Source organism: Mumia zhuanghuii, assembly GCF_042681565.1.
Lineage (GTDB): Bacteria > Actinomycetota > Actinomycetes > Propionibacteriales > Nocardioidaceae > Mumia.
This window is the reverse complement of sequence record NZ_JBHUFT010000008.1, coordinates 1,092,984-1,118,186: the sequence shown is the minus strand read 5'-3', so window position 1 is coordinate 1,118,186 and position 25,203 is coordinate 1,092,984. Positions and strand designations below refer to the sequence as shown.

Annotated in this window: 23 protein-coding genes; 12 read left to right on the top strand and 11 right to left on the bottom strand. The window is 72.0% G+C overall.

Translation table 11 applies throughout. The features are described from left to right. Nucleotide 1 precedes the first annotated feature (1 nt). Genes ACFSDF_RS13730 through ACFSDF_RS13715 form a run of 4 tightly spaced genes read right to left on the bottom strand, consistent with a single transcriptional unit; the run spans nucleotide 2 to nucleotide 5,295 of the window. A complete protein-coding gene (locus ACFSDF_RS13730) occupies nucleotides 2–1,123 on the bottom strand; it encodes a hypothetical protein (RefSeq protein ID WP_377157887.1) in 1,122 nt (373 codons plus the stop codon). Continuing rightward, nucleotides 1,120–1,548, bottom strand: coding sequence for a hypothetical protein (locus ACFSDF_RS13725; RefSeq protein WP_167008766.1), 429 nt, complete (start codon nucleotides 1,546–1,548; stop codon nucleotides 1,120–1,122). The genes ACFSDF_RS13730 and ACFSDF_RS13725 overlap by 4 nt, the downstream gene beginning before the upstream one ends. A gap of 22 nt (nucleotides 1,549–1,570) precedes the next feature. Further along, nucleotides 1,571–2,821 (bottom strand): hypothetical protein, encoded by a 1,251-nt coding sequence (locus ACFSDF_RS13720; protein WP_167251834.1) that lies wholly within the window; start codon nucleotides 2,819–2,821, stop codon nucleotides 1,571–1,573. Then, on the bottom strand, nucleotides 2,818–5,295 hold the full coding sequence (locus ACFSDF_RS13715; protein WP_167251764.1) for a hypothetical protein: 2,478 nt from the start codon (nucleotides 5,293–5,295) through the stop codon (nucleotides 2,818–2,820). Before ACFSDF_RS13715 ends, ACFSDF_RS13720 begins: the two co-directional genes overlap by 4 nt. A 296-nt stretch (nucleotides 5,296–5,591) precedes the next feature. Here ACFSDF_RS13715 and ACFSDF_RS13710 point away from each other — a divergent pair, with 296 nt between their 5' ends. The 4 genes from ACFSDF_RS13710 to ACFSDF_RS13695 all read left to right on the top strand — a co-directional run bounded on the left by ACFSDF_RS13710 (nucleotide 5,592) and on the right by ACFSDF_RS13695 (nucleotide 10,366). Continuing rightward, nucleotides 5,592–6,278 carry an AfsR/SARP family transcriptional regulator gene (locus ACFSDF_RS13710; RefSeq protein ID WP_167251835.1) on the top strand — a complete coding sequence of 229 codons (687 nt, stop codon included), beginning with the start codon at nucleotides 5,592–5,594 and terminating at the stop codon, nucleotides 6,276–6,278. Between the two features lie 39 nt (nucleotides 6,279–6,317). Next, nucleotides 6,318–7,478 carry a PQQ-dependent sugar dehydrogenase gene (locus ACFSDF_RS13705; RefSeq protein ID WP_377157885.1) on the top strand — a complete coding sequence of 387 codons (1,161 nt, stop codon included), beginning with the start codon at nucleotides 6,318–6,320 and terminating at the stop codon, nucleotides 7,476–7,478. A gap of 79 nt (nucleotides 7,479–7,557) precedes the next feature. Further along, nucleotides 7,558–8,967, top strand: coding sequence for an amidase (locus ACFSDF_RS13700; protein ID WP_167008756.1), 1,410 nt, complete (start codon nucleotides 7,558–7,560; stop codon nucleotides 8,965–8,967). 43 nt (nucleotides 8,968–9,010) lie between these two features. Further along, the gene (locus ACFSDF_RS13695; RefSeq protein WP_377157883.1) at nucleotides 9,011–10,366 is read left to right on the top strand and encodes a M15 family metallopeptidase; all 1,356 of its coding nucleotides are present in this window, start codon (nucleotides 9,011–9,013) and stop codon (nucleotides 10,364–10,366) included. A gap of 14 nt (nucleotides 10,367–10,380) precedes the next feature. Here ACFSDF_RS13695 and rsgA read toward each other — a convergent pair whose 3' ends face one another. Continuing rightward, nucleotides 10,381–11,394 carry a ribosome small subunit-dependent GTPase A gene (rsgA, locus tag ACFSDF_RS13690; RefSeq protein ID WP_377157881.1) on the bottom strand — a complete coding sequence of 338 codons (1,014 nt, stop codon included), beginning with the start codon at nucleotides 11,392–11,394 and terminating at the stop codon, nucleotides 10,381–10,383. A 93-nt stretch (nucleotides 11,395–11,487) separates the two neighbouring features. On the opposite strand from rsgA, the gene ACFSDF_RS13685 reads away from it, so the two are divergent. Further along, nucleotides 11,488–13,131: an acyl-CoA dehydrogenase family protein gene (locus tag ACFSDF_RS13685; RefSeq protein WP_377157879.1), complete on the top strand. Its 1,644-nt coding sequence runs from the start codon at nucleotides 11,488–11,490 to the stop codon at nucleotides 13,129–13,131. A 22-nt stretch (nucleotides 13,132–13,153) separates the two neighbouring features. Here the strand turns inward: ACFSDF_RS13685 and ACFSDF_RS13680 are convergent, their stop codons facing one another. Further along, complete coding sequence (locus ACFSDF_RS13680; RefSeq protein ID WP_377157875.1) at nucleotides 13,154–13,588, bottom strand: SRPBCC family protein; 435 nt, start codon at nucleotides 13,586–13,588, stop codon at nucleotides 13,154–13,156. Between the two features lie 354 nt (nucleotides 13,589–13,942). Here ACFSDF_RS13680 and ACFSDF_RS13675 point away from each other — a divergent pair, with 354 nt between their 5' ends. The 3 genes from ACFSDF_RS13675 to ACFSDF_RS13665 all read left to right on the top strand — a co-directional run bounded on the left by ACFSDF_RS13675 (nucleotide 13,943) and on the right by ACFSDF_RS13665 (nucleotide 17,322). Then, complete coding sequence (locus tag ACFSDF_RS13675) at nucleotides 13,943–15,625, top strand: nitrite/sulfite reductase (RefSeq protein ID WP_167251839.1); 1,683 nt, start codon at nucleotides 13,943–13,945, stop codon at nucleotides 15,623–15,625. Nucleotides 15,626–15,776: 151 nt separating this feature from the next. Beyond that, entirely contained in the window at nucleotides 15,777–16,502 is a 726-nt protein-coding gene (locus ACFSDF_RS13670) for a phosphoadenylyl-sulfate reductase (protein ID WP_167008743.1), read from the top strand. Between the two features lie 70 nt (nucleotides 16,503–16,572). Continuing rightward, nucleotides 16,573–17,322: a sirohydrochlorin chelatase gene (locus ACFSDF_RS13665; RefSeq protein WP_377157872.1), complete on the top strand. Its 750-nt coding sequence runs from the start codon at nucleotides 16,573–16,575 to the stop codon at nucleotides 17,320–17,322. Here ACFSDF_RS13665 and ACFSDF_RS13660 read toward each other — a convergent pair. Further along, the gene (locus ACFSDF_RS13660) at nucleotides 17,280–18,179 is read right to left on the bottom strand and encodes a PPK2 family polyphosphate kinase (protein WP_208322521.1); all 900 of its coding nucleotides are present in this window, start codon (nucleotides 18,177–18,179) and stop codon (nucleotides 17,280–17,282) included. The genes ACFSDF_RS13665 and ACFSDF_RS13660 overlap by 43 nt on opposite strands. 46 nt (nucleotides 18,180–18,225) lie before the next feature. Here ACFSDF_RS13660 and ACFSDF_RS13655 point away from each other — a divergent pair, with 46 nt between their 5' ends. Both ACFSDF_RS13655 and ACFSDF_RS13650 read left to right on the top strand, forming a co-directional pair. After that, nucleotides 18,226–18,930, top strand: coding sequence for an SDR family NAD(P)-dependent oxidoreductase (locus ACFSDF_RS13655; protein ID WP_377157870.1), 705 nt, complete (start codon nucleotides 18,226–18,228; stop codon nucleotides 18,928–18,930). A 68-nt stretch (nucleotides 18,931–18,998) separates the two neighbouring features. Beyond that, a complete protein-coding gene (locus tag ACFSDF_RS13650) occupies nucleotides 18,999–19,556 on the top strand; it encodes a hypothetical protein (protein ID WP_167008731.1) in 558 nt (185 codons plus the stop codon). 10 nt (nucleotides 19,557–19,566) lie between these two features. Here ACFSDF_RS13650 and msrB read toward each other — a convergent pair whose 3' ends face one another. The 4 genes from msrB to hemE form a co-directional block, all read right to left on the bottom strand. After that, on the bottom strand, nucleotides 19,567–19,974 hold the full coding sequence (gene msrB, locus ACFSDF_RS13645; protein ID WP_377157868.1) for a peptide-methionine (R)-S-oxide reductase MsrB: 408 nt from the start codon (nucleotides 19,972–19,974) through the stop codon (nucleotides 19,567–19,569). 63 nt (nucleotides 19,975–20,037) lie between these two features. Continuing rightward, the gene (hemQ, locus tag ACFSDF_RS13640) at nucleotides 20,038–20,736 is read right to left on the bottom strand and encodes a hydrogen peroxide-dependent heme synthase (RefSeq protein ID WP_377157867.1); all 699 of its coding nucleotides are present in this window, start codon (nucleotides 20,734–20,736) and stop codon (nucleotides 20,038–20,040) included. A 4-nt stretch (nucleotides 20,737–20,740) separates the two neighbouring features. Continuing rightward, nucleotides 20,741–22,153 (bottom strand): protoporphyrinogen oxidase, encoded by a 1,413-nt coding sequence (hemG, locus tag ACFSDF_RS13635; protein WP_167008722.1) that lies wholly within the window; start codon nucleotides 22,151–22,153, stop codon nucleotides 20,741–20,743. 10 nt (nucleotides 22,154–22,163) lie between these two features. Beyond that, complete coding sequence (hemE, locus tag ACFSDF_RS13630; protein WP_243843153.1) at nucleotides 22,164–23,189, bottom strand: uroporphyrinogen decarboxylase; 1,026 nt, start codon at nucleotides 23,187–23,189, stop codon at nucleotides 22,164–22,166. A gap of 163 nt (nucleotides 23,190–23,352) precedes the next feature. On the opposite strand from hemE, the gene ACFSDF_RS13625 reads away from it, so the two are divergent. Together ACFSDF_RS13625 and ACFSDF_RS13620 are read left to right on the top strand one after the other, a co-directional pair. After that, the gene (locus ACFSDF_RS13625; protein ID WP_167008716.1) at nucleotides 23,353–23,955 is read left to right on the top strand and encodes a DUF3000 domain-containing protein; all 603 of its coding nucleotides are present in this window, start codon (nucleotides 23,353–23,355) and stop codon (nucleotides 23,953–23,955) included. Further along, a complete protein-coding gene (locus tag ACFSDF_RS13620; RefSeq protein ID WP_377157864.1) occupies nucleotides 23,952–25,187 on the top strand; it encodes a ribonuclease D in 1,236 nt (411 codons plus the stop codon). Before ACFSDF_RS13625 ends, ACFSDF_RS13620 begins: the two co-directional genes overlap by 4 nt. Nucleotides 25,188–25,203 lie beyond the last annotated feature (16 nt).

Here is a 25,203-nt window from a genome sequence, read left to right as displayed (position 1 = left end):
GTCATCGCTTCGGCAGCGGACGCGGCGCCGCCACGACCTGAACCGGCGTGGGCCGTTCCTTGAGGTTGCGCCCTGATGCGGCCGCCCACTCCGTGATCACGCGGCGCACCTCGGTGCCGAGCGGCACCGCGCCCGCCGGCAACGGCGGCAGAGCCGGCGGCACCGTGCTCTGGTAAAGCAGCCATGCCCGCCCGCTGTCGGTCACCCATCCCGCCTCCAGCGCGCGCAGCACGAGCGAGAGCTCCTGCGCCATCGCAAAGAACGAGTTCGCACGCGAGTGTGGCGGCAGGCTGACGCGCTCCCCGATCACCCGCAGGCGATCGGCCGCGCTCGTCGCCTGGGCCCGCAGGTCGATCACGACGGGCGTGTTCGACCCGAGCGTCAGCTCGACCCACCCCATCGCGGTCGTCGCGGCGAGCTCCTCGCGGCTCAGCAGCGCGTTCTGGCGCCGCGATCGCAGCATGAAGCCGAGCTGCTCGGCGAGCCGATAGATCCGGTCGTCGTCGGTGGTGTTGCCCGCGACCAGGTTCCGGACGTTCTCGATCGCCCGCCACAGCTCGTACAGGAGCTCCTCGAGGAGCGCGACGAACGTGCGGTTGGACGCCTCGGCCTTCTCGTACGGGTACGGGGCGTTGGTGTCCGTGCCGTGGGCGAGGTCCATGCCGAACATCCGGTAGTACGCGTTGCGGCGTACGGCCTCGGCGTCGGGACGCACATTGCTGGTCGACAGCCACGCGGAGACCGGGTTGTGCGCGTTGAACAGCAGCGCCTCCGTCGCGTCCAGCCAACGCTGGGTCGACACGGAAGGGATGCCGAGGCCCTCACCGCCACGGAACGCCCGGACGACACGCGCGAGGATCTGCGCGGCCCGCGTGTTCTCGATCGCGTACGCATAGATCAGGTGGTCCCAGGCCGGCTGAGCCAGCATCGGGACGGTGCTGAACGCCCCCTCGGTGAAGAGTGCCACGCGCGCCGGACCCGCCGGAGCAGGATTGGGCGCCCACGGGTTCGCGGCGTCGAGCACCTGCTCCATCCGCCACACGAGGTCGAGCGGGTCGGCCGTGATGACCTGGCCCTCGGCAACCGGACCGCCGCCAAGCTGTTGGACGAGCTGCGTGATCATGCCACCTGCTCCTCGTCGTACTCGCCGTAACCAGCGTCGACGACCGGCTGAGCCTGCCCGATGAACAGCACCGGCTCCTCGAAGTCCGTCGACAGCTGCTGGAAGTTGGAGTCCCGGTCTCCACCGAGCGCCCCACGGATGAGGACCACCGCCTCGGCGACGCCGGGCTCGAGCTCGAGCGCCGTGGACGGCGGAACGATGCTGCGCAGCGGGCCCATCACCTCCGCAATCTCGGCGAGCCCGATCGCCAGGCCGTCGAGCCCCGCGATCCCGCCGAGCGTCGTCCACACCTTCGTGAGCTCCTCGGCGGTGCTCTGCTGCATCATCTCCATGGCGTCGAGGAGCGCCTCCGTACGCTCCTCGATCGCTGCCACCGACGACGCCAGCGTCTTCATCGTCGGGTTCCCGGTCGCCTTCTTCGCCACGTCTCTCACCTCCGTCGGCCGCTCACGCGGCTACGCTCTGTTGGCCGGTCATCCAGGTCCTGGCCCGCGAGATCCACTCGCCTGCCCGCTGGGGGTTCTCCGCCTCACGCAGCCCGGCCAGCGCGATCAGGCGGATGCCGTCCGTGCGGCGCCAGTGCGGCGACGTCCACAACGACGGTCCCGCCGTACGTTCAAGCTCCGCAAGGGCGCTCGGCGACACGCGCGAGGCGTCGACGAGGGCGCCGATGGGCCGGTCGCGGAACCCCGGGACGCGGCTGTCGAGGCACGTGGCCGCGAGGGCGTCCATCCGCCGGTGCGACCGCAGCAGGAGCGGGACGGTCGCCGCCTCCGCGCGGCTCGGTGGGTACGTCGTGAGGACTGCACGTTCCAGCCGGTCCCACGGGCCCGCTCCGTAGACGTGACGGCACATCGCGCAGCCCAGGAGCGTACGCAGCCAGCCGATCGGGTGCGGGTCGCCGAGCGGCCAGCGGAAGAGCGTCCGCTCGTCGGCGACCACGTCGTGCAGGGCGGCGACGGAGGCGTAGCCGGTGAGCACGAACGCGTACACGTCTGCGGCGATCTCGCTGCTCCACGGCTGCCACATCGCGCGCAGTGCCGGGTCGTCGGCCAGGGTCTCCCCGAGAGCCTTCCCGAGCGCGTCGTTCCACCCCGAGAGGTGGGCGACCTGATGGCCGGCCTCGTGGAACAGCGACGTCGGGCGGTAGAGGTTGTGCCGCACGATCTTGACGGCGGCGACGGGATTCACCGTCCCGGGTGCCCACAGACGGATGCCTACCCGCAGGATGCTGGCGCCCAGGCCCTCACCGAGGTACGTGAGCACCGGCGGGACAGGCAGGCCCAACGGTCGGAGGACCTGCTCGATGCTCTGGTAGGCGACGGAGTCGAGGAACTGCAGCGCCGCGCGCAGGTGGGTGCTCGTGCGGGTGTTGACGGCCTGTCCGAAGAAGTCGAGCGTCGTCTCCACCTGGACGTAGCGGCGGCGGAACTGCTGGACCGCTGCCTGCGCCTCGGCGAGGGCGGACGGGTCGAGGCGGCTCGCCCGCACCGCCGCCGCGCTCGTGCGGCCGGCCTCGAGCAGCTGCTCGACCGTACGAGCAAGCTCGCTGCGCACCGGAACGCCGATCGAGTGCTCGAGCGACTCCCACGCGTGCCGCGACGCGAACTCCTCTGCGTCGACGAAGCACTGCGCCGCGCCCAGCCAGTGGCCGAGCTGGCGCTCCAGCTCCTCGGCGATCAGGCGGTGCTCGTTCACGGCTTGGCCCTCCCCGGCGTGACGGTGACGGTCACGGCAGAGGGCGCCGCAGGTGCGGCAGCAGGTGCGGGTGGGGCGGGCGACGCCGCGGGTGCGGTCGGCTCAGCGGCCGGCGCCGTCGGCGCGGGGGCCGCCGCGTCGTCGTCTGCTTCGGACGCGGTCGGCGGAACGCCCCTGGCGTGCACGGTCACCGTCACGCCGCTGGCGGGGTCCTGGGCCGCTCGGACGAACTCGTGTCCACGCGTCCGTGCCCACTCCGCCAGCGCCTTGGCGATGCTCGCCCTGACCCGGCGACCGGGCCTCGGTCCCGCTCCTCGGAGGGCGACCCGACCGCGGCCCCGACCGCGGCCACGACCCCGGCGGCCCGATGACCGGCGCCTGCGCGCGGCAGCGCCGCCGGTCGCAGCGAACGCAGCCCGCAGCAGCGCCCGGAGCAGGGTCGTTCCCCCACGCCCCGCGGACACCGAGGCGGCGAGCCGCTGGGCGTCCGCCTCGGAGAAGTACAGCGACAGCCGGAGGTCCCCGCGCGCCTCGTCGGTCCGTACCCGCTCGTCGCTGGGCCGGGTCGCCTCGCCCGTGGTGGTCGGCGCTACCGGCGCCTCGACCTGACCGACGGGTTCGAGGTGGAAGAAGCGCTGCCCGACCGAGATGCGGTGGCGTGACTCCAGGAACCGCGCAGGGACGTCGACACCGAGCCGCGGCTCGCGCAGCAGCAGCCCTGCCGTCTGGACGGTCAGCGCGTGGAGCTGGTGGTGGGCACCGCGCGGGAACGCGGCCCCGCCGATCCGCTCCAGGCGCGCCAGCCGGGTCAGCGTCGTCCCGGGCCCCGACTCGAACAGGTGGACACGGAACCTGCCCGGCAGGCTGATCCCCGCCGCGCGCAGCGCCGCATCGAGCTTCACTCCCTCGAACGTCGTGATCGAGGCCGCGACGGCCACGGTCAGCTCGATCTCGGGGACGCGCGAAAACTTCTTGTACGCGTACGCCCTGCGCGCGTGCCGCACCACGAACGACCCGCCGAGCGACGGCGCGATCTGCAGGTCGGGGCGGACGAGCGGGGTGGGGAAGTTCGCAGCCACCGCCTGCTCGAAGGCCTCCGTGAGCGCGACCTGGAGCAGGTCCTCGTCCTCGAAGAACTCCGCGGGCTGCTCCGAGAGCCGGCGCACGGTGTCCTCGACCGTGGCGGCCAGGGTCGCCGGTGCGGCCTCCTGCTCGAGCTCGCCCGGACGTCCCTGCTCGAGCCCGATCACGCGCAGGCCGACGTCGACGATGGCCGACGAGAGTGGTCCGGACATCTTCGGCCCGACCCACTGGCTGATGAGCTTCGCGAGGAAGCCCGACAGGAAGCCGACCACCTTGGGACGCCCGACGAGGCGGATGCCGAGCCGAAGCGCCGGAAGGATAGCGGGGATGAACTGGTCGATCGCCGGGGTGAGGTCCTCGCCCTCGGGCGCCGCCTGAAGCCGGTCGATGAACGCGCTGCGCGCCTCGGCGAGCATCTCGAGCTCGTCGGACGCCGCAGGCGCGGCACCTCGCTCCTGGTCGTGCCCGAAGCTTTCGCCCTGCTCGAGCGCTTCGCCCCCGAGCACGGACTCGGCCAGCGCCGCGTCCAGCGACTCGGCGAGGGTCTCCGGGTCGCCCACAGCGACCGGCGTAGGCGCGAACGACTCGCCGAGGAACTCCTCCTCGGCCTCGCTCTCCACCAGCTCCTCGGTCTCCTTCTGTCCAAGACCGAAGCGCTTGGCCAGCGCACGCGCGGGTTCGTGGAGGGCGGCAGGGAGCTTGTTGATCGCGATCGCCAGCACGCGCTGCAGCAGCGGCCGTACGAGCGCCTTGAGCTTGTTGAGGATGGGCCCGAGAATCGGGAGCGCGGCCTTCGCGATCTTCCCTGCGGTCTTCACGACGGTCTTGACGACGCTCTTGGCCTTCTTGATCAACCCGCCGATGAATTCCTCGCCCGCCGGGGTGACACCGAGCGCGCCGACCTCGAACCGGTCGAGCAGCTCGTCCAGCTGGTCCGGCGCCAGGCCCTCCAGATCGAGGTTCTGGACATGGTCGGCGAAGCGCTGGACGCACCGTTCCGCCTCGGACCCGACCGGCGCGAGATGGGCGTCCGCGAGCTGCTGACGCTGCTCGGCGAGCTGCATCGGCTGTTCTCCGGCGAGCCGGGTGTCGGCCGCCTCGGCCGTCTCGGCGATCAGCTCAGCGAGCGCCTCGTCGAACTGCTCGTCCCGGATGCTCTCGAAGGCCTCGGCGATGAGCTCGCCGGCCTCGCCGTCGCCTTCGTCCTCCATGCCGAAGGCCTCGGCGAACGGCGTCGTCACCTCGGTCCACGGCATGAACCCAAGCGTCGCGGGCGGTGTTTCCGTACCGACCGCACCTTCGGAGAACGGCGTCTCGACCTCGAACGCCTCTGCGGTCTCGCCGATCACGGTCATCGCGCCCTCCCAGAGCTCGTCGTTGCCGACACGCACCAGCCTGCGAGGTGCCCGTACCCGCCACGCTCCCGTCGCCGCTCCGTCTGCGGCCCTGTCTCGTACCCGCTGTCGCCGCTGCCTCGTCCGTGCAGCGTCCCGCCGCCGTAGCCGGCCCCGTACCCCGTACCGTCCCGTGCAAGCAGGCCCGGCGACATTGGCGGCGGCGCGAGCCCTCGGAGGCCCTATGCTCGTGGGGTCGAAGACTTGTCGCGCAGACCGCCCGCGCCCGTCTCCGCCGTCGCGTGTCCCCCCGACGCCTCGTCCGGACGCGCCGCGGACTCAGGAGCAAACCGGTGGCCAGCTCGTACGGAACGCGTCGCGTCGGCGTCCTCGGCGGGCTCGGGACGCGGCCCGTCGAGCGGCTGTCAGGCGCAGGCCGCCGTGTGCTCGCCTACCTGGCGGTGAAGGGTCCCCGGACGAACCGGCTCCTCACGGGCACGGACCTGTGGCCTGAGGTCTCCGAGGCCCGCGCCCGGGCGAACCTGCGCCGCGCGCTGTGGCAGCTCCCGCGCCGCTGGGTACGTCCCGACGGTCTCGAGCTGGAGCTCGAGGCCTCGGTCGACCTCCTCGACGCGCGCCGGGTGGCCGATCAGGCGCTTGCCGACACGCCTGTCGGCGCCGACGGGGTGGAGATGCTGAAGCACGACCTCCTGCCCGGCTGGTACGAGCCCTGGGTCCTCGACGAGCAGGACCAGTTCCACCTGCGACGGATCCAGGCGCTCGAGGCCGTGTGCCGGACGGCGTCCGAGGCCGGGGCGTACCCGCTCGCGACCGGTGCCGGCCTCGCCGCCGTGTGCGCCGAGCCGCTCCGCGAGTCGGCCGTGACGGCGCTCGTCGAGGCGCTCGTACGGGAGGGGAACCGGGTCGAGGCCGCACGACGGTTCCGCGCGTACGCGCTACGGCTCCGCCAGGAGATCGGCGCCGCCCCCGGTGACGACTTGGTCGGCCTCGTCCGGCCGTTCCTGCGCCGCCGTCCGTGACCACTCGCCGAAGTGCGCGCGGCGAGACAGACTGAGGCGATGGACAGACGTCGTACCGCCATTGCCGTGGCCGTCCTCGCCTCGACCGCGTTGCTGCTGCCCGAGGGGGCGGCCGCCGAGCCGCGAGCAGCCTCGCCGACATCGTCCGCCGCCCGGGCCGCGCCGATGCGTGTCTCGACCGTCCTGACGGGCCTGGACCACCCGTGGGACCTCGCGTTCGTCTCCTCGTCTCAGTTCTTGTTCACCCAGCGGGACCGCAAGACGATCTCGCTGGGGACGACCAGCGGCGCCAAGCGGGTCGTCGGGCGGGCGGCCGGCATCTGGGCCAGCGGCGAGACGGGGCTGATGGCGCTCGAGCTCGCGCCCGACTTCGCCCGTACGGGCACCTTCTACACCTGCCACGGCTACCGCTCGGGAGCGACGAAGGACGTCCGGGTCGCCCGCTGGCGCCTGAACGCCGCCCGGACGAGCGCGCGGCTCACCAAGACGATCGTGCGCGGCCTGCCCGCGACCAGCGGCCGTCACGGAGGATGCGCGCTCGCCTTCGGCCCCGGCGGCGCGCTGTTCATCGGCACCGGCGATGCGGCCGTCGGGCGCAACGCACAGCGCCTGCGGTCCGGCGGCGGCAAGGTCCTGCGGGTCAACCCTCGTACGGGCCGCGGGCTGCGGAGCAACCCGTACGCGAAGTCCCGCTACGCGATGAAACGACGCGTCTTCACGTACGGGCACCGCAACGTGCAGGGCCTCGCGCGGCGAGGCAACCGCATGTGGGCGGTGGAGCAGGGGTCGTACCGCGACGACGAGGTCAACGCGCTCTTCCGCAAGGGCAACTACGGCTGGAACCCGGTCCCGGGCTACAACGAGTCCGTCCCGATGACCGACCACGGCCTGCCGGGCAAGCAGCGCAGTCCCCGGTGGCGCTCGGGCGGCTCCACGCTGGCGACCACGGGTGCCGCCTGGCTGCGGGGATCGGTCTGGGGCAACCGGTCCGGCCGCGTGCTCGCCGTGACGGCGCTGAAGGCCGAGCAGATCCGGCTGCTGCGCTTCGACAGGCGTGGACGGCTGCGGGGGCAGTCCGTCGCGCTGCGGGGCCAGTACGGCCGGCTCCGCGCGGTGACCGTCGGGCCCGGCGGCGCGCTGTACGTGTCGACGTCGAACGGTGGCGGGAACGACCGCATCCTGCGGGTCCTGCCGAGGTGACGCCAAGCGATGTCCCCGGCGGTTACCCGCTGGTACGCTCCGGGGTGACCCAGGCCACACCTGCGCCCCAGGAGCTTCCGTGACGACCTCAGACCGCGTCCACGCGTTCCGCGACGACGTCCTCGGCGATCTCGACGCGACGGGGGTCGCGGAGCTCGTCGCGGCCAAGCAGATCAAGCCGCGCGAGGCCGCCGAGGCAGCGCTGGCCCGGATCGAGGCCGTGCGCGGTCTCGACGCGGTCGAGCACCTCGACCCCGACCGGGCGCTCGACGCCGCCGACCGCGAGGCGACAGGCGCCTTCGCCGGTGTGCCGACGCTGGTCAAGGACAACACCGACGTCGCCGGCTGGCCCACCGGCAACGGCTCGGAGGCCTACACCCCGCGGCTCGCCCGTACGGACAGCGACTTCGTCCGCATGTGGTCGGCGCAGGGCCTGACCTACCTCGGCAAGTCCCGCCTGCCGGAGTTCGGCTTCAGCGCGTCGACCGAGTTCATGACGCGCCCACCCGTTCGCAACCCCTGGAACCCGGCCTACTCCTCGGGCGCATCCTCCGGCGGCGCCGCAGCCCTCGTGGCCGCGGGCGCGGTGCCGATCGCCCACGCGAACGACGGCGGCGGCTCGATCCGCATCCCCGCCGCCGCCTGCGGACTCGTCGGGCTCAAGCCGACCCGCGGCCGGATCACCCCCGACCACCTCGACGAGACGATGCCGGTCAAGGTCGTCGCGCAGGGCGTCGTGACGCGATCGGTGCGCGACACCGCGCGCTTCTTCGCCGCGGCCGAGCGGACGTACCGCAACCCGAGGCTCCCCGCCGTCCGCATGGTCGAGGGGCCGAGCGCGACCCGCCTGCGCATCGGCGTCCTCTACGACTCGGTGACCGGGGCCAGCGACCGCGACACACGTGCGGCGACGAGCGACGCAGCCGACCTGCTGGCAAGGCTCGGCCACCGGGTCGAGGAGATCCCGCTGCCGATCACCCAGCAGTTCGCCGACGACTTCGCGCTCTACTGGGGGTTTCTGTCGTGGTACCTCACGACCACCGGCAAGCGCGGCCTCGGCGCCGACTTCGACCCGGCACGCACCGACAACCTGACCCAAGGCCTCGCGGCGGCGTTCCGCAAGGGGTTCCGCCGGTTTCCTGCAGCGCTCTACCGCCTGCGCCGCACCGAGCGGTCCTACCGCGCCCTCTTCACCACGTATGACGTCGTCCTGTCACCGGTGCTCGCGCACACGACGCCGAAGCTCGGCTATCTCTCCCCGACCGCTGACTTCGACCGGCTTTTCGCACGCCTGTACGCCTACGTCGGCTTCACGCCGCTCAACAACGTCTCAGGTGGTCCCGCGCTCTCGCTGCCGCTCAGCCGTACGCGCGCGGGGCTCCCCTTGGCGTCACACTTCTCGGCCGACCACGGCGACGAGCGGACGCTCCTCGAGCTCGCGTACGAGCTGGAGCAGGCGGCGCCGTTCGCGCGGATCCAGGACGCGTGAGGCCCGAGCGGCGCTAGGGCCCGACGGCCCCTAGCGTGGAGGCGTGACGTCCCGCCTCCTCGTCCCCCTCGCCCCTCTCGCCGCCTTCGCGCTGCTCCTCGCGCTCCTCGCCGCCGCCCCGGCGTCCGCAGCCGCCCCCACCCTCACCGCGTCCTCCCCGGCCACGGGCTACACCGGCGCGAGCGTCACCGTCTCCGGTGCGGCGACGCCGCCCGGGGGTGAGCTCGTGCTCGAACGCCGCGTCGCTGACGGACCCTGGCGCCCGGTGAGCACGGGCCGCCCCGCGGACGACGGGTCGTACGCGCTGCGCCTCGTCGTCGCCGCCGGCACCCAGACCCTGCGCGTCTCGTACCGCAGCGCCGGCGGGACGGTCGCGCGCGAGCTGCGCGTCACGGGAGTCGCCGCGCCCGTCCGCGTGTCGCTGAGCGGCTCCCACCGGCTGCGCGACGGCCACCGCCTCGGGCTCACGGCCCGGTGGACCACGACGGACGGCCGCCCTGTCAGCGGCGCCGCACAGCTGTACGGCCGCCGCGCGGGTAGCTCCACATGGACCCGGCGTGCGTCGGTGCGGGTCACGAACGGCACCGGATCCGTCCGGGTCCGCCCGCGGGTCGACACCACGTACCAGCTCCGGACCCCCGCGACCACGCTCGTACGCCCGGCCGGCTCGTCCGGGCACGTCGTCGACAACCTTCCGCCGGGTCGCGTGATCCGCACGCCGGCGGGCGCTCCCGCGCCGCGCCGCACGCTCCCGCCGCAGCGACGCGCGATCGCCGCCGGACCGCACGTCCGCGTCAAGAAGATCTCCGCGCGGGTCTGGCGCTCGATGAAGGGCCGCAGCTGGCACCGCGGCTGCCCCATCGGCCGGAGCTCGCTGCGGCTGATCGAGACGAGCTACTACGCGTACGACGGCTACCGGCGCCGCGGCGAGCTCGTCGTCCACAGCAGCGTCGTCAAGGCGACCCGGCGCGTCCTGATCGACCTGTACGAGGCCAAGGCGCCGATCCGGTCGATGTACCGGGTCGACCGCTTCGGCTGGTCCAAGCGCCTGCGTGGCGCAGACGACATGAAGTCGATGGCCGCCGGCAACACCTCGGCGTTCAACTGCCGCGGGGTCGTCGGGCGTCCGGGGACACGCAGCCCGCACAGCACGGGACGCAGCGTCGACCTCAACACCTGGGAGAACCCGTACCGGTCGGGCTGGGGTCTGGTGCCCAACAGCGCGTGGGACGCGCGGCGCACCCCGACGGCGATCGTCTACCGCAGCCGCCAGCACGCCGTGGTGCGGATTCTGGCGCGCCACGGATTCCGGTGGATGGGCAGCGCGGACTGGCAGCACTTCCAGTACGCCGGTCGGGGCGCCCGACACCTGCCGACGCCGACGACCTTCCTCGACTGAGGCCGGGCTAGCCTTCAGTGCCCGCGCTCGCGGCGCATGCGGCGCTGCGCTCGCGTCGAGCGGCGGAGCTGGCGGTTCTGCTCGGCCGCCAGCCGTGCATCGGCCCGGCGCTCCAGCCACTGCGCCTCGCGCTGCAGCGCCCGCCAGCTCTCGTACCGGCGCAGGCTCAGCACGCCGGCGTCGAGCGCGGCCCGCACCGCACACCCCGGCTCGACCTGGTGACCGCAGTCGGCGAAGCGGCAGGACGCCGTCAGCTCCTCGACGTCGGCGAACGCGCCGACCAGCCCGTCCGAGTCGGTGACGCCGACCCCGCGCAGGCCCGGCGTATCGATCACCGCTCCCCCACCGGGGAGCGCGACGAGCTCGCGACGCACCGTCGTGTGCCGTCCACGCCCGTCGGCACGGATCGCCGACGTCGCAACCCGTGACTCGCCGACCAGCGCGTTGACCAGGCTGGACTTGCCGGCCCCCGAGGAGCCGACGAGCGCGAGCGTGCCCCCGCCCGCGAGCGCGGCCGCCTCCGCGACGCCGTCACCGCTCTCGGCGCTGCACACGACCACCCCGACACCGAGAGTCGTCGCGATCTCCTCGGCGACGTCGGCGGCATCGGATGCCAGGTCCGCCTTGGTCAGGACCACGGTCGCCGGCGCGCCGCTGGACCAGGCGACCACGAGGAGCCGCTCGACCTTCTCCAGCGACGGCATCTGGTCGAGACCGACGACGACCGCCACGGCGTCGATGTTCGCGGCGAGCACCTGCCGGCGCGACGAGCCGCCTGGCTCCGCACGCTCGAGGACGCTCCGGCGCGGCTCGACCGCCACCACGCGCAGATCCGTACCGACCGCTTCGATCAGCACCCAGTCCCCGACGCACGGCGCGGCGCCGTCGTCCGCTCCGGCGAGCGTCCGCACAGCGACCTCCTCGCCGCCGGGTGTCCACACGCGAACCACTCCCCGGTCGCCTCGTACGACGCGACCGCGCCAGGGCTCCGGGCCACCGCTCGTCCCGTTCTCCGCGTCTGCGTCCACTCCGTGACGGTACGAACGAAGCAGGGTGGCGGGCGAACGATTTTGTCGCGCCCGCATGACCTGCGTCACTGAGCAGCCGCTTACGCTGGCCGCATGGACCCGCTGCAACGTGCCCCTCAGAACCAGGCCGCGCCGTTGACCGGCTACCACACCGTCCGCTCGGATGCGGCCCTCGTCGGCGCCGTCCGCGCGTTCGCCGGAGACGATGCCGAGACGGTGCTGACGTCGCTCGACCCGGTCGGCGCGCTCGCTGGGACCGCCGAGGCCCGCGAGCACGGGATGCTCGCCAACCGCAACGAGCCGGTCCACCACCCTGTCGACCGGTACGGCAACCGCGTGGACGAGATCGTGTTCCACCCCTCCTGGCACTGGATGATGCAGCGCGGCGTGGAGTTCGGGCTGCACGCGACCCCGTGGGTCAGCGAGGAGCCGAAGCCGCACCTGCGACGCGCGGCCGCGTACGTCGCGTGGACGCACAACGAGCCCGGCCACGGCTGCCCGCTCACGATGACGTACGCCGCCGTCCCCGCGCTGCGGGCCGACGACGCGCAGGCCAAGCAGTGGACGCCCCTGCTGGCCGCGACCGAGTACGACTTCGGGCTGCGCAACCCGGCTGAGAAGACCGGCATCCTCGCCGGGATGGGCATGACAGAGAAGCAGGGCGGCTCCGACGTCCGGACGAACGTCACCACCGCGACACCCACCGACGCCGAGGGCGAGTACGTCCTGCACGGGCACAAGTGGTTCACCAGCGCGCCGATGAACGACCTGTTCCTCGTCCTCGCGCAGACCGCCGGCGGGGTCACGTGCTTCGTGGTCCCCCGGGTGCTGCCCGACGGCACCCGCAACCCGCTCCAGGTGGTGCGCCTCAAGGACAAGCTCGGCAACCGCTCCAACGCCTCGTCGGAGCTGGAGTTCGACGGCACGTGGGCCGTACGGCTCGGCGACGAGGGGCGCGGCATCAGGACGATCATCGAGATGGTGGCGTCGACGCGTCTCGACTGTGTGCTCGGGTCGTCGGCGCTGATGCGTCGCTCCGTCGCCGAAGCGACGTGGCACGCGTCGCAGCGCTCGGCGTTCGGCGGCCTGCTGTCTGAGAAGCCCGCCATGCAGAACGTCCTCGCCGACCTGGCTGTGGAGTCCGAAGCGGCGACGCTGCTCGCCCTGCGGCTGGCCTCGAGCGTCGAGCACCCCGACGATGAGCACGAGAAGGCGCTGCGCCGCATCGCCCTGCCGATCGCGAAGTTCTGGGTCTGCAAGCGCACGCCGTTCCACGTCGCGGAGGCGCTGGAGGTGCTCGGCGGCAACGGGTACGTGGAGGAGTCGGGCATGCCGCTGCTCTTCCGCGAGTCGCCGCTCAACTCGATCTGGGAGGGCAGCGGTAACGTCAACGCGCTCGACGTCCTGCGGGCGCTGCAGCGCGAGCCCGAGGCGCTCGACGCCTGGCTCACCGAGGTCGGGAGCGTGCGCGGTGAGGATGCTCGACTCGACGCCGCCGTCCACGACGTCCTCACCGGGCTGTCCGACCTGTCCGAGATGGAGTTCCGGGCACGCCGGCTCGCGGGGCAGATGGCCGTGGCGCTCCAGGCATCGCTGCTGATCCGCTACAGCGACCCCGCTGTGACCGACGCGTTCCTCGCGAGCCGCGTCGCCGGCGACTGGGCGGGGACGTTCGGCACACTCCCTCGCGGTGTCGACGCGGCGGGCATCGCGCGGCGCGCGACACCCACGGTCTGAGCATCGGTGTCGACTCCCCCGCTCAGAGACGGGCGAGGGTGTCCTCCATCTGGAGGACAGTCTTGTCGGCCAGTCGCTCGAGCGGCAGACGCAAGATCGCGTCGGGGAGCTTGCCGATCACCCCGTGGAAGGTGAAGTCGGCGCTGTAGCGGATCTCGGTGCCGGCGCCGGTCGTCGCGAACATCAGGTGGTCCTTCGTCGTGACCGTGTCGTTGTCGCCGGTGACCTCGAAGACCGCGTCCGGCACGAGCTGTGTGGTCTCGTACGTCAGCTCGACGCGCTTGCCGAGGAACTTCGAGACGTTGCGGTAGCGGGTCCCCAGCCCTCCGTCGCCCGACAGGCGTGTGGTCTCGACCGTGCCCGGGTCCCACTGCTCGGTCGTGGTGAAGTCGCTGAGGTAGGAGAAGACCTCGGCGAGCGGCTTGGCGACGGTGAGCGTACGAGACACGGCGACCATGCTCCACGCTAACCCTTTCGCTCACGGGCGCCGTTAACGCGACGTCGACTGTGGCGCCGCTCACACGGGCCCCCTGAAACGCCTGGAACATCAGGAAGCACGAAACCCGCATCTCGCAATGTGAACGCCAATCTCGAATACTGGGATCGGCCATTGCCGGATCATGGATCCTCAGCACAGACTTACGACCATGCTCACAGCGCAGACCACTCACCTGGCGGCCCGTCGCCACGTGGATTTCGGTCGCATGCGCAGCATGATGTGTCGCTGCGCCTGATCCTGGCCCCGGCCCCGGCCCTCTGAGTGCCGGCCCGACCGTCATCCCCTTCTCGAGCATCTTCGACAGGACGTCTCATGACTGCGACCACCGACGCCCCCGTGCGCGCTGCCCGCCCTCGCCGCACGAAAGGCGAAGGCCAGTGGGCCCTCGGCTACCGCGAGCCCCTCAACGCCAACGAGCAGTCCAAGAAGGACGACAACCCGCTCAACGTGCGTGCGCGCATCGAGAACATCTACGCGCGCGGTGGCTTCGACTCGATCGACAAGGCCGACCTGCGCGGGCGCTTCCGCTGGTGGGGCCTCTACACCCAGCGCAAGCCCGGGATCGACGGCGGCAAGACGGCCACGCTGGAGCCGGAGGAGCTCGAGGACTCCTTTTTCATGCTCCGCGTCCGCATCGACGGAGGCCAGCTCGACCTCGCCCAGCTCCGAACGATCGCCGGCATCTCGACGGAGTTCGGCCGCGACACCGCCGACCTGACCGACCGTCAGAACGTCCAATACCACTGGATCCGCGTCGAGGACATGCCCGAGATCTGGAGCCGGCTCGAGGGCGTCGGGCTCTCGACGCAGGAGGCGTGCGGCGACTGCCCCCGCGTCATCCTCGGCTCCCCCGTCGCCGGCATCTCCGCCGACGAGATCATCGACGGCACCTGGGCGGTCGAGGAGATCCAGCGCCGCTACATCGGTGACCCCTCGCTCTCCAACCTCCCCCGCAAGTTCAAGACGGCGATCAGCGGCCACCCGAGCCACGACGTCGTCCCCCAGATCAACGACGTCGCCTTCACCGGAGTCGTCCACCCCGACTACGGGCCAGGCTTCGACCTGCTCGTCGGTGGTGGGCTGTCCACCAACCCGATGCTCGCGCAGCGGCTCGGCGCCTGGGTCCCTCTCGAGGAGATCCCCGAGGTCTGGCACGGCATCGCGTCGGTCTTCCGCGACTACGGCTACCGCCGCCAGCGCTCCCGCGCCCGCATCAAGTTCCTCATCGCCGACTGGGGTCCGGAGAAGTTCCGCGACGTCCTCGAGAACGAATACCTCAAGCGCAAGCTCGTAGACGGACCCGAGGCCCCCGCCCCCCGTACCCCCGGCGACCACGTCGGCGTCTATCCGCAGCTCGACGGCGGCTACTACGTCGGCGTGGCTCCCAAGGTCGGACGCCTCACCGGCACGATCCTGAGCCAGCTCGCGGACGTCGTCGAGGCCCACGGCAGCAACCGGGTCCGTACGACCGCCCAGCAGAAGCTGCTCGTCCTCGACGTCGCGCCCGACAAGGTCGACTCGCTCGTCGCGGCGCTCGACGAGATCGGGCTCGAGGCCAACCCGTCGCCGTGGCGCCGCAACACGATGGCCTGCACCGGCATCGAGTTCTGCAAGCTCGCCATCGTCGACACCAAGAACCGTGCCGACCTCCTCATCGAGGAGATGCAGCACCGCATCCCCGAGCTCGACGAGCCGATCACGATCAACGTCAACGGCTGCCCCAACTCCTGCGCCCGCATCCAGACCGCCGACATCGGCCTCAAGGGGCAGCTGGTGATGGAGGACGGCAAGCAGGTCGAGGGCTTCCAGGTCCACCTGGGCGGCGCACTCGGCCTGACGCCGGGGTTCGGCCGCAAGCTGCGGGCCCACAAGGTCACCGCGACCGGGCTGCCCGACTACGTCGAAGGTCTCGTCCGCAGCTACCTCGACGAGCGCACCGACGGCGAGTCGTTCGCCGAGTGGGTCGCCCGTGCCGAGGAGGACGCGCTGCGATGAGCGGACGAGCGGCTCCCTACCACTGCCCGTACTGCGGCGACGAGGATCTGCGTCCTCACGGTACGCAGCACGGGGCGTGGGAGTGCCGCGCCTGCCTCCGCGCCTTCTCCCTCTCGTTCATCGGACTGATCAGCCCTGGGGGTGACAACGCATGACCACGACAGCAGTTCGCGGGGACCTCCCCGCCCGCTCCGCCGAGGAGCTCGAGGAGCTCGCCCGCATCGCCGGGCCCGACCTCGAGCTCGCCCCGGCTGAGCTCATCGTCGCGTGGGCCGTGGAGCAGTTCGGTGAGCGCTTCTGTGTGACTTCGTCGATGGGCGACGCCGTCCTTGCCGACATCGCCGGCAAGGTGGCGCCCGGGATCGACGTCGTCTTCCTCGACACCGGCTATCACTTCGCCGAGACGATCGGCACGCGCGACGCGGTCGAGGCGACGATGCCGGTCAACCTCGTCACCGTGGCGCCGCAGCAGTCGGTCGCCGACCAGGACGCCCAGTACGGCAAGGACCTCTTCCGCACCGACCCCGACCGTTGCTGCGCGCTGCGCAAGGTCAAGCCGCTCCAGGACGCCCTCGCGGGGTACGACGCGTGGGCGACTGGGCTACGCCGCGACGAGACCCACAGCAGGGTCATCGCTCCGGTCGTCGGCTGGGACTCCCGCAAGGCCAAGGTCAAGGTGTCCCCGCTCGCGCGGTGGAGCGCCGACGACGTCGACCGCTACATCGCCGAGAACGGCGTCCTGGTCAACCCTCTGCAGTACGACGGATACCCGTCCATCGGCTGCTGGCCCTGCACCCAGCGCGTCGCCCCGGGCGAGGACGCCCGCAGCGGACGCTGGGCAGGCACCGGCAAGAACGAGTGCGGCATCCACCTCTGACGCCGTACGCCCCATCCCCGCAGGTCGCCCGCGACCACGCACGACACCCTCCTGGAAGGAGGAATGCACCATGACCGCCCCTGCACTGGTCACGCTCGCTCACGGGAGCCGTGATCCTCGCTCGGCCGCCACCATCGCATCACTGACGGAACTGGTCCGGTGCATGCGTCCAGACCTGCGGATCGAGGAGGCCTATCTTGAGCTGTCCGAGCCCGGTCCGCTGACCGTGATCGACCGGCTCGTCGCGGAGGGGCACGACGAGGTCGTCATCGTCCCCCTGCTCCTCATGCACGCCCACCACGCCTCGGTGGACGTCCCCGCGGTCATCGAGGCCGCGCGCCGCCGCCACCCGCACGTACGGGTGCTCGCGACCGACGTCCTCGGCATCCACAAGAGCTTCCTGCGCGTGCTCGACGTCCGCCTGCGTGCCGCGCTCCGCGAGGCGCGGGCGACCGAGCTGGACGGGCTCGTCCTCGCGGCCGCCGGCACCTCCGACCAGCTCGCGAACGCCCACGTCGCTCGCGTCGCCCGCGCCTGGGGGGCGCACCACAAGCTGCCCGTGCTCGCGGCGTTCGCCTCGTCGGCTCCTCCCGCTGCGGGCGAGGCGGTCCGCGCGCTGCGCCACGACGGCAAGCGTCACATCGCGGTCGGCTCGCTGTTCCTCGCACCGGGCTTCCTGCCCGACCGTGCCACCGAGCTCGCTCTGGAGGCAGGTGCCGTCGCCGTCTCCGACCCGCTCGGCGCTGCCCCGGAGCTTGCCCACGTGGTGCTGGCGCGCTATGCGGTGGGCGCCGTCGACCTGGTGCCGATCCCGGCCTGAGTCCCGACCGTGGCCGTCGCGTCGAGACGCTCGCGCTCGGCCTCCACGTCGAAGTCGGCTGTCGGCCACTCAAGGTCGAGCGCCCCGAGATGCTCGGCCAACAGCTGCGCGACCGCCCAGTTGCGGTACCACTTGCGGCCGCTGGGCACGACGAACCATGGCGCGTACGAGGTCGAGCAGCGCTCGAGCGCAACCTCGTACGCCTCGCGGTAGCGCGGCCACAGCATGCGTTCGTCGACGTCGGCCGGGTGGTACTTCCAGTGCTTGGTCGGGTCGTCGAGCCGTGCGCGCAACCGCTCAAGCTGGTCGTCCGGGGTGATGTGGAGGAAGCACTTGACGACGACGCACCCGTCGTCGACGACCCCCTTCTCGAAGGCGGTGATCGCGTCGTACCGGCGCTCGATCTCCGCAGGATCGGCAAGGGCGCGCACCCTGCCGATCAGCACGTCCTCGTAGTGCGACCGGTCGAAGATCGCGATCCGCCCGGGCGACGGGAGCGCGCGCTCGACGCGCCAGAGGAAGTCGTGCTCGAGCTCCTCCGGCGTCGGCGCCTTGAACGACGTCACCTGCACGCCCTGCGGGTCGAGCATGCCCGCGGCGTGGCGGATCGTCCCACCCTTGCCGGAGGTGTCCATGCCCTGGAGCACCAGGAGGACCCGACGGTCGCCGACGCCGGCCGCGCCCGCGGCGTACAGGCGCTCCTGACGGTCGGCGAGCACCGCGGCGAGCGCGGCCATCGCATCAGGCTGGTCCTTCTTGGAGCCGGCGAAGCCTGGGGTCGCCCGCGAGTCGTACGAGGTCAGGTCCACGGGTCCGTCGAGAACGCGGAGCTGCTCGCTGAGCGTGGTCGTCGCCATGCGAGGCAGTATGCACCGCCGCGGGCGCGGGCGGCAGACTGTCGGCATGGATGCGTCGCGCCCCGCCCCTGCCCTTTCTTCGGCCGTGGTGCACGGCGCGACCGGATATGTCGGACGTCACCTGGTCCGCGGACTGCTGGCCGAGGGGGCGACCGTGCTCGCCGTCGGCCGGTCGGCCGCACGCCTGGAGGCGCTTCGGGAGTCGGCCGGAGACGACGGGACGCGCCTCGTCCCGGTGGTCGCCGACGTCTCGGCCGACGACGGCGCGCGGCACGTTGCCCAGCAGATCGCGGACCACGGCGTCGTACAGGCGGGGTTCGCGGCGATCGGCGGCTGGTGGGAAGGGTCCCGGCTCGTCGACCTCGACACGCAGACCTGGTCGTCCCTGCTGACCAGCCACCTCACGGCGCACTTCCTCGCCGCGCGGGCGACCGTCCCTCACCTGGACCCTGTCGGGTCGGCCTACGTGACCCTCAACGGCATCGCCACGCTGCAGCCCGAGGCCGGCTCGGGTCCGGTCAGCGTCACCGGTGCCGGCCAGTCGATGCTGCTCGACGTGCTGCGCGCCGAGGACGACCGGCCGGCCGTCCGTTTCCACGAGCTGTGCGTCGTCAACCCTGTCGTGGACGACGGTGACGCTGCCGACGCGCCCGAGGCGGTCGTCGAGATCTCCGACGTGGTCTCTGCTGCTCTGACGCTCGCGCGCAGCGGAGAGGCCCGGACACGCCGGCACGAGCTCGGCCGACTCTGAACCAACCCCGGGGCACGCGGCGGCGCTTCGGCGTTAGGCTGGAGACCCCCTGGCGAAAGGCATCGACGATGAACGATCCCGGTCCGGACGCACCGAAGCCCTACGACGTGGCGGTGCTCTTCGAGCAGGAGCTCTCCCGCCTGGATGCTCAGCAACTCACGGCGCTGCACGAGGGGCTCGACGACCCCGTCGTCTACCACCTGCTGCTGCCCGTCGAGGACGCCGCGGCCACGATGGCGACGTCGCTCGGGGTGCTGGGCGGAGCCGACCTAGCCATGCCTGACGCACGCTCGCTCGGCGACATCGACCGTGCCGTCACCGAGGAGGGCGAGGCTGCGCTGCAGCGCTCGATCGACCTCGTGACGGCCGCCGGCAAGAAGACGACGACCGTACGCGGCGCACTCACACGTGACGACCCGGTCAGCGCACTCACCGACCTCGTCACGCAGGTCGGCGCCGCAGAGGCGATCATCCTGACCACGTCGCACGTCTTCTCGGAGTTCTTCCACGTCGACTGGGCGTCGAGGGCTGAGCGCAAGCTCAAGGTGCCCACGCTGCACCTCGTCGAGCACGAGTCGTTCGACGCGCAGTCCTCCGGCGCCGGCGAGGGCGCCTCCCTCCTCTGAGGCTCGCGGGTCAGCCTGCGTCGGGGACGAGGCGCAGGCTGACACCGTTGATGCAGTAGCGCTGGTCGCTCGGTGTCGGGAAGCCCTCGCCCTCGAAGACGTGCCCGAGGTGCGACCCGCAGTGGGCGCACCGCACCTCGACACGGCGCATGCCCATCGAGGTGTCCTCGATCAGATCGACCTTGTCTCCTGCCAGCGGAGACCAGAACGCCGGCCAGCCGCAGTGCGCGTCGAACTTCGTGTCGCTGCGGAACAGCTCGGTGCCGCAGGCCCGGCACTCGTACACGCCGGGGGTCTCGTCGGTCTCGTACGCGCTGCTGAAGGGCCGCTCCGTGCCGGCCTCCCGCAGCACGTGGAACTCCTGGGGCGTGAGCACGGCACGCCACTCATCATCCGTCTTCTCGACCTCGTACGCCATACCCCCATCGTACGGAGGAACGCACACACGCCGAGCGACTCGCGCGCGGGAGGGGAAGCCGGGTCAGGGCAGCGTGTCGACGATCTCGGCGACCGTACGGAGACGCCCCGTGTAGAACGGGATCTCCTCGCGCACGTGCAGGCGCGCCTTGCTCGCGCGCAGGTCGCGCATGAGGTCGACGATCCGGTAGAGCTCGTCGGCCTCGAACGCCAGCAGCCACTCGTAGTCGCCGAGCGCGAACGACGCGACCGTGTTGGCACGCACGTCCTCGTACCCGGCTGCCAACATGCCGTGCTCGCGCAGCATGTCGCGGCGCTCGGCGTCGGGCAGGACATACCAGTCGTACGAGCGGACGAAGGGATAGACGCACAGGTAGGCCTTGCCGCCGGCCTCGGACAGGAACGCCGGAGTGTGCGAGCGGTTGAACTCGGCCGGGCGGTGCAGACCGGTCTGCGACCAGACGGGGGCGAGGCGCTCGCCGAGCGCGGTGCGACGGAACGCGTGGTAGGCGTCCTGCAGCGCGTCGGCGGACGACGCGTGCCACCAGATCATGAGATCGGCATCGGCACGCAGGCCACCGACGTCGTACAGGCCGCGGATGACCACGTCGCGCGACTCGAGGTCGGCGAGCAGTGCCTCGACCTCCGCGGTGACCTTCGTACGGTCGGCGACGTCGCCGAAGGGCGTCTCCAGCCGGAAGACCGACCACATCGTGTAGCGGATCGTCGCGTTCAGGGCCTCATGATCGAGATCGGTCGTCATACCCTCATTGTGCCCCGCGCCCCGACGGGCCCTCCAGGTGGTCGCAGACCCGGTCGGCCGCCGCGCGCGCGGACGCGATCACCGCTGGGATCCCGACTCCCTCGTACGCGGCGCCGCAGACCTCCAACCCCGGCGTCGCGGCGATCTCGGTCGCGATCTGGGCGACACGAGTGAGATGGCCCACCGTGTACTGAGGCAGCCCGCCGCCCCACCGTTGCACGTGCGCGTCGGCGAGCGGGCCACGCAGACCGACGGCGTCGCCGAGATCACCGACCGCCAGCGCGACGAGGTCGGCGTCGTCGCGCTGGAGCACGTGCTCCTCCCCCGCCCGGCCCAGCGAGGCCCGGAGGACGACGACGTCGCCGGCCCGCTTGGCCAGCCAGCCCCACTTCCACGACGAGAAGGTCGCGGCCTTGATCGCGCGCCCCTCGACCGGCGGGACGAGGAAGCCCGACGTCGTTGCCTCCGCCGCGATCTGCTCGCGCGGCACCGCCAGCGTCACGATGGCCATCGACGCGTACTCGATCTCACGCATCAGCCTGGCTGCGACAGGAGTGGTCGGCGCGACAAGACGTGCCGTCGGCGCCGCGGGGGTCGCCAGCACGAGCGCGTCGGCCTCGAGGATCCAGGGTCGGTTGGCGGGGCCGACGACCAGCCGCCAGCGGCCATGGCCCAGCGGGCTAGCCTCACGGACGGTCTCGCCGGTCCGTACGTTCACGCGCGGATGGCGGACGGCGGCGACCGGCAGCTGCCACAGCCCGCCGTCCAGGCCCGCGAAGACCGGCGGGAGGTCTGCGGGAGCGGACGCCTTCTGCTCCGACGCAGCGCGCGCGAGCCGCGATCCGCGCTCGTGCAAGGCCCAGATCGCGGGAGCGGCAGCGCGTACGGACAGCTCCGACGCGTGCCCGGCATAGACACCGCCGAGCAGCGGCTCCACGAGCACGTCGACGACCTCGCGACCGAGGCGATGACCCACGTACGCGGCCACGGACACGTCCTGGGCCGGCGTCGGGAGCGGCAGGTCGGTACGGGCGCGCAGCAGCGCCGGCGCCGACAGGACGCGGCTGCGCGCCAGCGCCGTCATGTCGCTGGGGACGCCCATCACCGACGGCGGGAGCGGACGCAGGGCGCCGCGCGTCCACAACGAGGCGCTCACAGGCTCGGGGTGGACCAGCGACTCCGCGAGGCCTGCTTCACGCGCGAGCCCGACTGCCTCCGGGCGCCGGTTGAGCATCGACTCGGCGCCGACGTCGACCGAGATGCCGGCGACCTCGGCGGAGGCGAGCTTGCCACCGACCCGCTCGGACGCCTCCAAGATGCTGACCTGAGCGTCGGGAAGCCGGTCGACCACGGCACGCGCAGCCGTGATCCCGGCGATGCCGCCCCCGACGACGACGACGTGGACCGGACCTCTCATCGCGCCTACCTCAGCGGACCTCGTACGCGTGGACATGGTCGACCAACCGCTTCAACGCGTCCGGGTCGGTCGCGGGGAGGACCCCGTGCCCGAGGTTGAACACGTGGCCGCGCGCCTTTCGCCCGGCGTCGAGCACGGCCGTCGCCTTGGCGCGCATCACGTCCTCGGGCGCGAAGAGGACGGTGGGGTCGAGGTTGCCCTGGAGGGAGCGAGTCTTCCCGACCCGCTCCACCGCATCGTCGAGCGAGACCCGCCAGTCGACACCGACCACGTCAGCACCCGCGTCGCCCATCTCCCCAAGCAGCTCGCCCGTGCCGACGCCGAAGTGGATCCGCGGCACGTCGAGGTCGGAGACCGCGTCGAGCACCCGCTTGGAGTACGGCTTGACGTACGTCACGTAGTCCTCGCGCGACAGCGATCCGGCCCACGAGTCGAACAGCTGGACGGCCTTCGCACCCGCCTTCACCTGCACGCGCAGGAACGTCGCGGCGATCGTGGCGAGGCGGCCGAGGAGGGCGTCCCAGGTGTCGCGGTCGCGGTACATCAGCTCCTTGGTGAGCCGGTGGTCACGCGACGGTCCGCCCTCGATGAGATACGAGGCCAGCGTGAACGGGGCGCCTGCGAAGCCGATGAGCGGCGTCGTCCCGAGCTCGGAGACGAGACCGCGTACGGATTCGGTCACGTACGGCACGTCCTCGGGCGTGAGGTCACGCAGCTGCTTCTCGACGTCCTTGACCGTACGGATCGGCTTGGCCACGACCGGGCCGGTGCCGGCCACGATGTCGAGGTCGACGCCGATCGCCTTGAGCGGCACGACGATGTCGGAGTAGAAGATCGCCGCGTCGACGCCGTAGCGCCGCACCGGCTGCATCGTGATCTCGACGACCATCTCGGGGCGCGTGCACGACTCGAGCATCGGCACACCCTCGCGGAGTTTGCGGTACTCCGGCAGCGAGCGACCCGCCTGGCGCATGAACCACACGGGGACGTGGTCGACCTTCTCTCCCCGGCACGCCGCGAGGAACGTGCTGGTCACAGGGGTCGCGGCGTTCTTTGCACCGTCCTTCGTCGCACCGTCCTTCGTCGTGTCCGGGGTCGTGGGGACGTCCTTCTTCTGCGCTGCGCTCACGACTTGATCCTCGCAGGTCGCACGGCGCGTCGCCGCCTCAGGTCGGCGGGATCGCGCATAGGCTGGGGACATGGCAGCGCGTACCGAGCTCGACGGTCAGCCGTCGGAGTTCGTTGATGCTGTCGCCCAACTGCGCGACGCCGCACTTCGCCCAGAGGTGCTCTGCGAGCCGCTTCCCGCCCCCCGCAGGATCGCGCCGTACGCGTTCGCACAGAGCGGCGACGTTCACGCTTCCGGTGACGAGATCGGCACCGGGCGGCTCGTCCTGCTCCACGACCCGGCGGGCAACGACGCGTGGCAGGGCACCTTCCGCCTCGTGACCTTCGCCCGCGCGGACGTGGATGCCGAGATGGCGAGCGACCCGGTGCTTCCGGAGGTCGGCTGGAGCTGGCTCGTCGAGGCGCTGGCCGCCAAGTCCGCCTCGTACGTGGCGCCGAGCGGCAGCGTGACGACCGTCCGGTCCGAAGGCTTCGGAGGGATGGAGGAGGACGGCTCCACCGCGCAGCTCGAGATCCGCGCCTCGTGGACCCCGCTGTTCGGGCGCGGAGCCGGGCTCGCCGCCCACGCCGAGGCCTGGAGCGAGCTGCTGTGCACCGTTGCCGGGCTGCCGCCGCTCGCGCCGGGGGTGCTCACGCTGCCCCGGCGTGGCCGTGAAGGGCGGCCCCGCCGGTGACTGATGCCGAGTCCGCACCCGCGGAGGAGGTGGTCCTGCCACCCCTCGAGCTGCGCGATCCGCTCCCTGGCGTGATCGACGACACCGAGAGCCTGGACCGCACCCTGGAGGCGCTGCGCCGCGGCACCGGTCCGGTCGCCATCGACGCCGAGCGCGCTTCGGGCTACCGCTACTCCCAGCGGGCATACCTCATCCAGCTGCGCCGGGAGGGTGCCGGCACCGCGCTGGTCGACCCGACCGCGTTCGCCGACCTGAGCGCCCTCGACGAGGCGATCGCCCCGGCTGAGTGGATCCTCCACGCCGCGACCCAGGACCTGCCCTCCCTCGCCGAGGTCGGGCTCCGTCCCCGGTCGCTGTTCGACACCGAGCTCGCCGCCCGACTCCTCAACCTCTCCCGCGTCGGGCTCGCGTCGCTGGTCCAAGAGGTCTTCGGCATGAGCCTGGCTAAGGAGCACTCGGCGGCGGACTGGTCCCGACGCCCCCTGCCCGAGCCGTGGCTGCTGTACGCGGCGCTCGACGTCGAGCCGCTGGTCGGGCTCCGCGACGCCCTCGAGTCCCGCCTCGAGCAGGCCGGCAAGCTCGCGTGGGCGCACGAGGAGTTCGAGGCGCTGCTCGCCTTCACCGGACCTGCCGTACGCACCGAGCCGTGGCGACGCACGTCAGGGATCCACAAGGTACGAGGTGGGCGACGGCTCGCCGTCGTGCGCGCGCTCTGGGAGGCACGCGATGCGATCGCCCGTGAGCGCGACGTGACGCCGGGCAGGATCCTCAACGACGCCGCGATCATCGCCATCGCCCGGTCGCTCCCGCAGAGCCGTCAAGAGCTCCGCGACCTCGAGGCCATGCGCAGCCGTGGCGCGCGACGCTACCTCGACACGTGGGAGGCCGCCGTGGCGCAGGCCCGCGACCTCGCGGAGCGCGACCTCCCGACGGCGGCGGGCAACGACGTCGACGGACCGCCGCCGCCGAGGTCGTGGCCCGAACGCAAGCCCGACGCCGCGGCACGGCTCGCCGCGTACCGGACTGTGCTCACCGAGATCGCCGAACGCCACGACCTGCCTTCCGAGAACCTCCTCACCCCCGATCTCGTCCGCCGTATGGCCTGGGACGACATGGGGGGCGCCGATCCCGAGGCCATCGCCGCGTTCCTGAGGGAGCGTGGCGCCCGACCGTGGCAGGTCGCCCTGACGGCCCCGGCGCTGGCCGAGGCACGCCGCACGCTCGCGACCTGAGTTCAACGGCACGTCG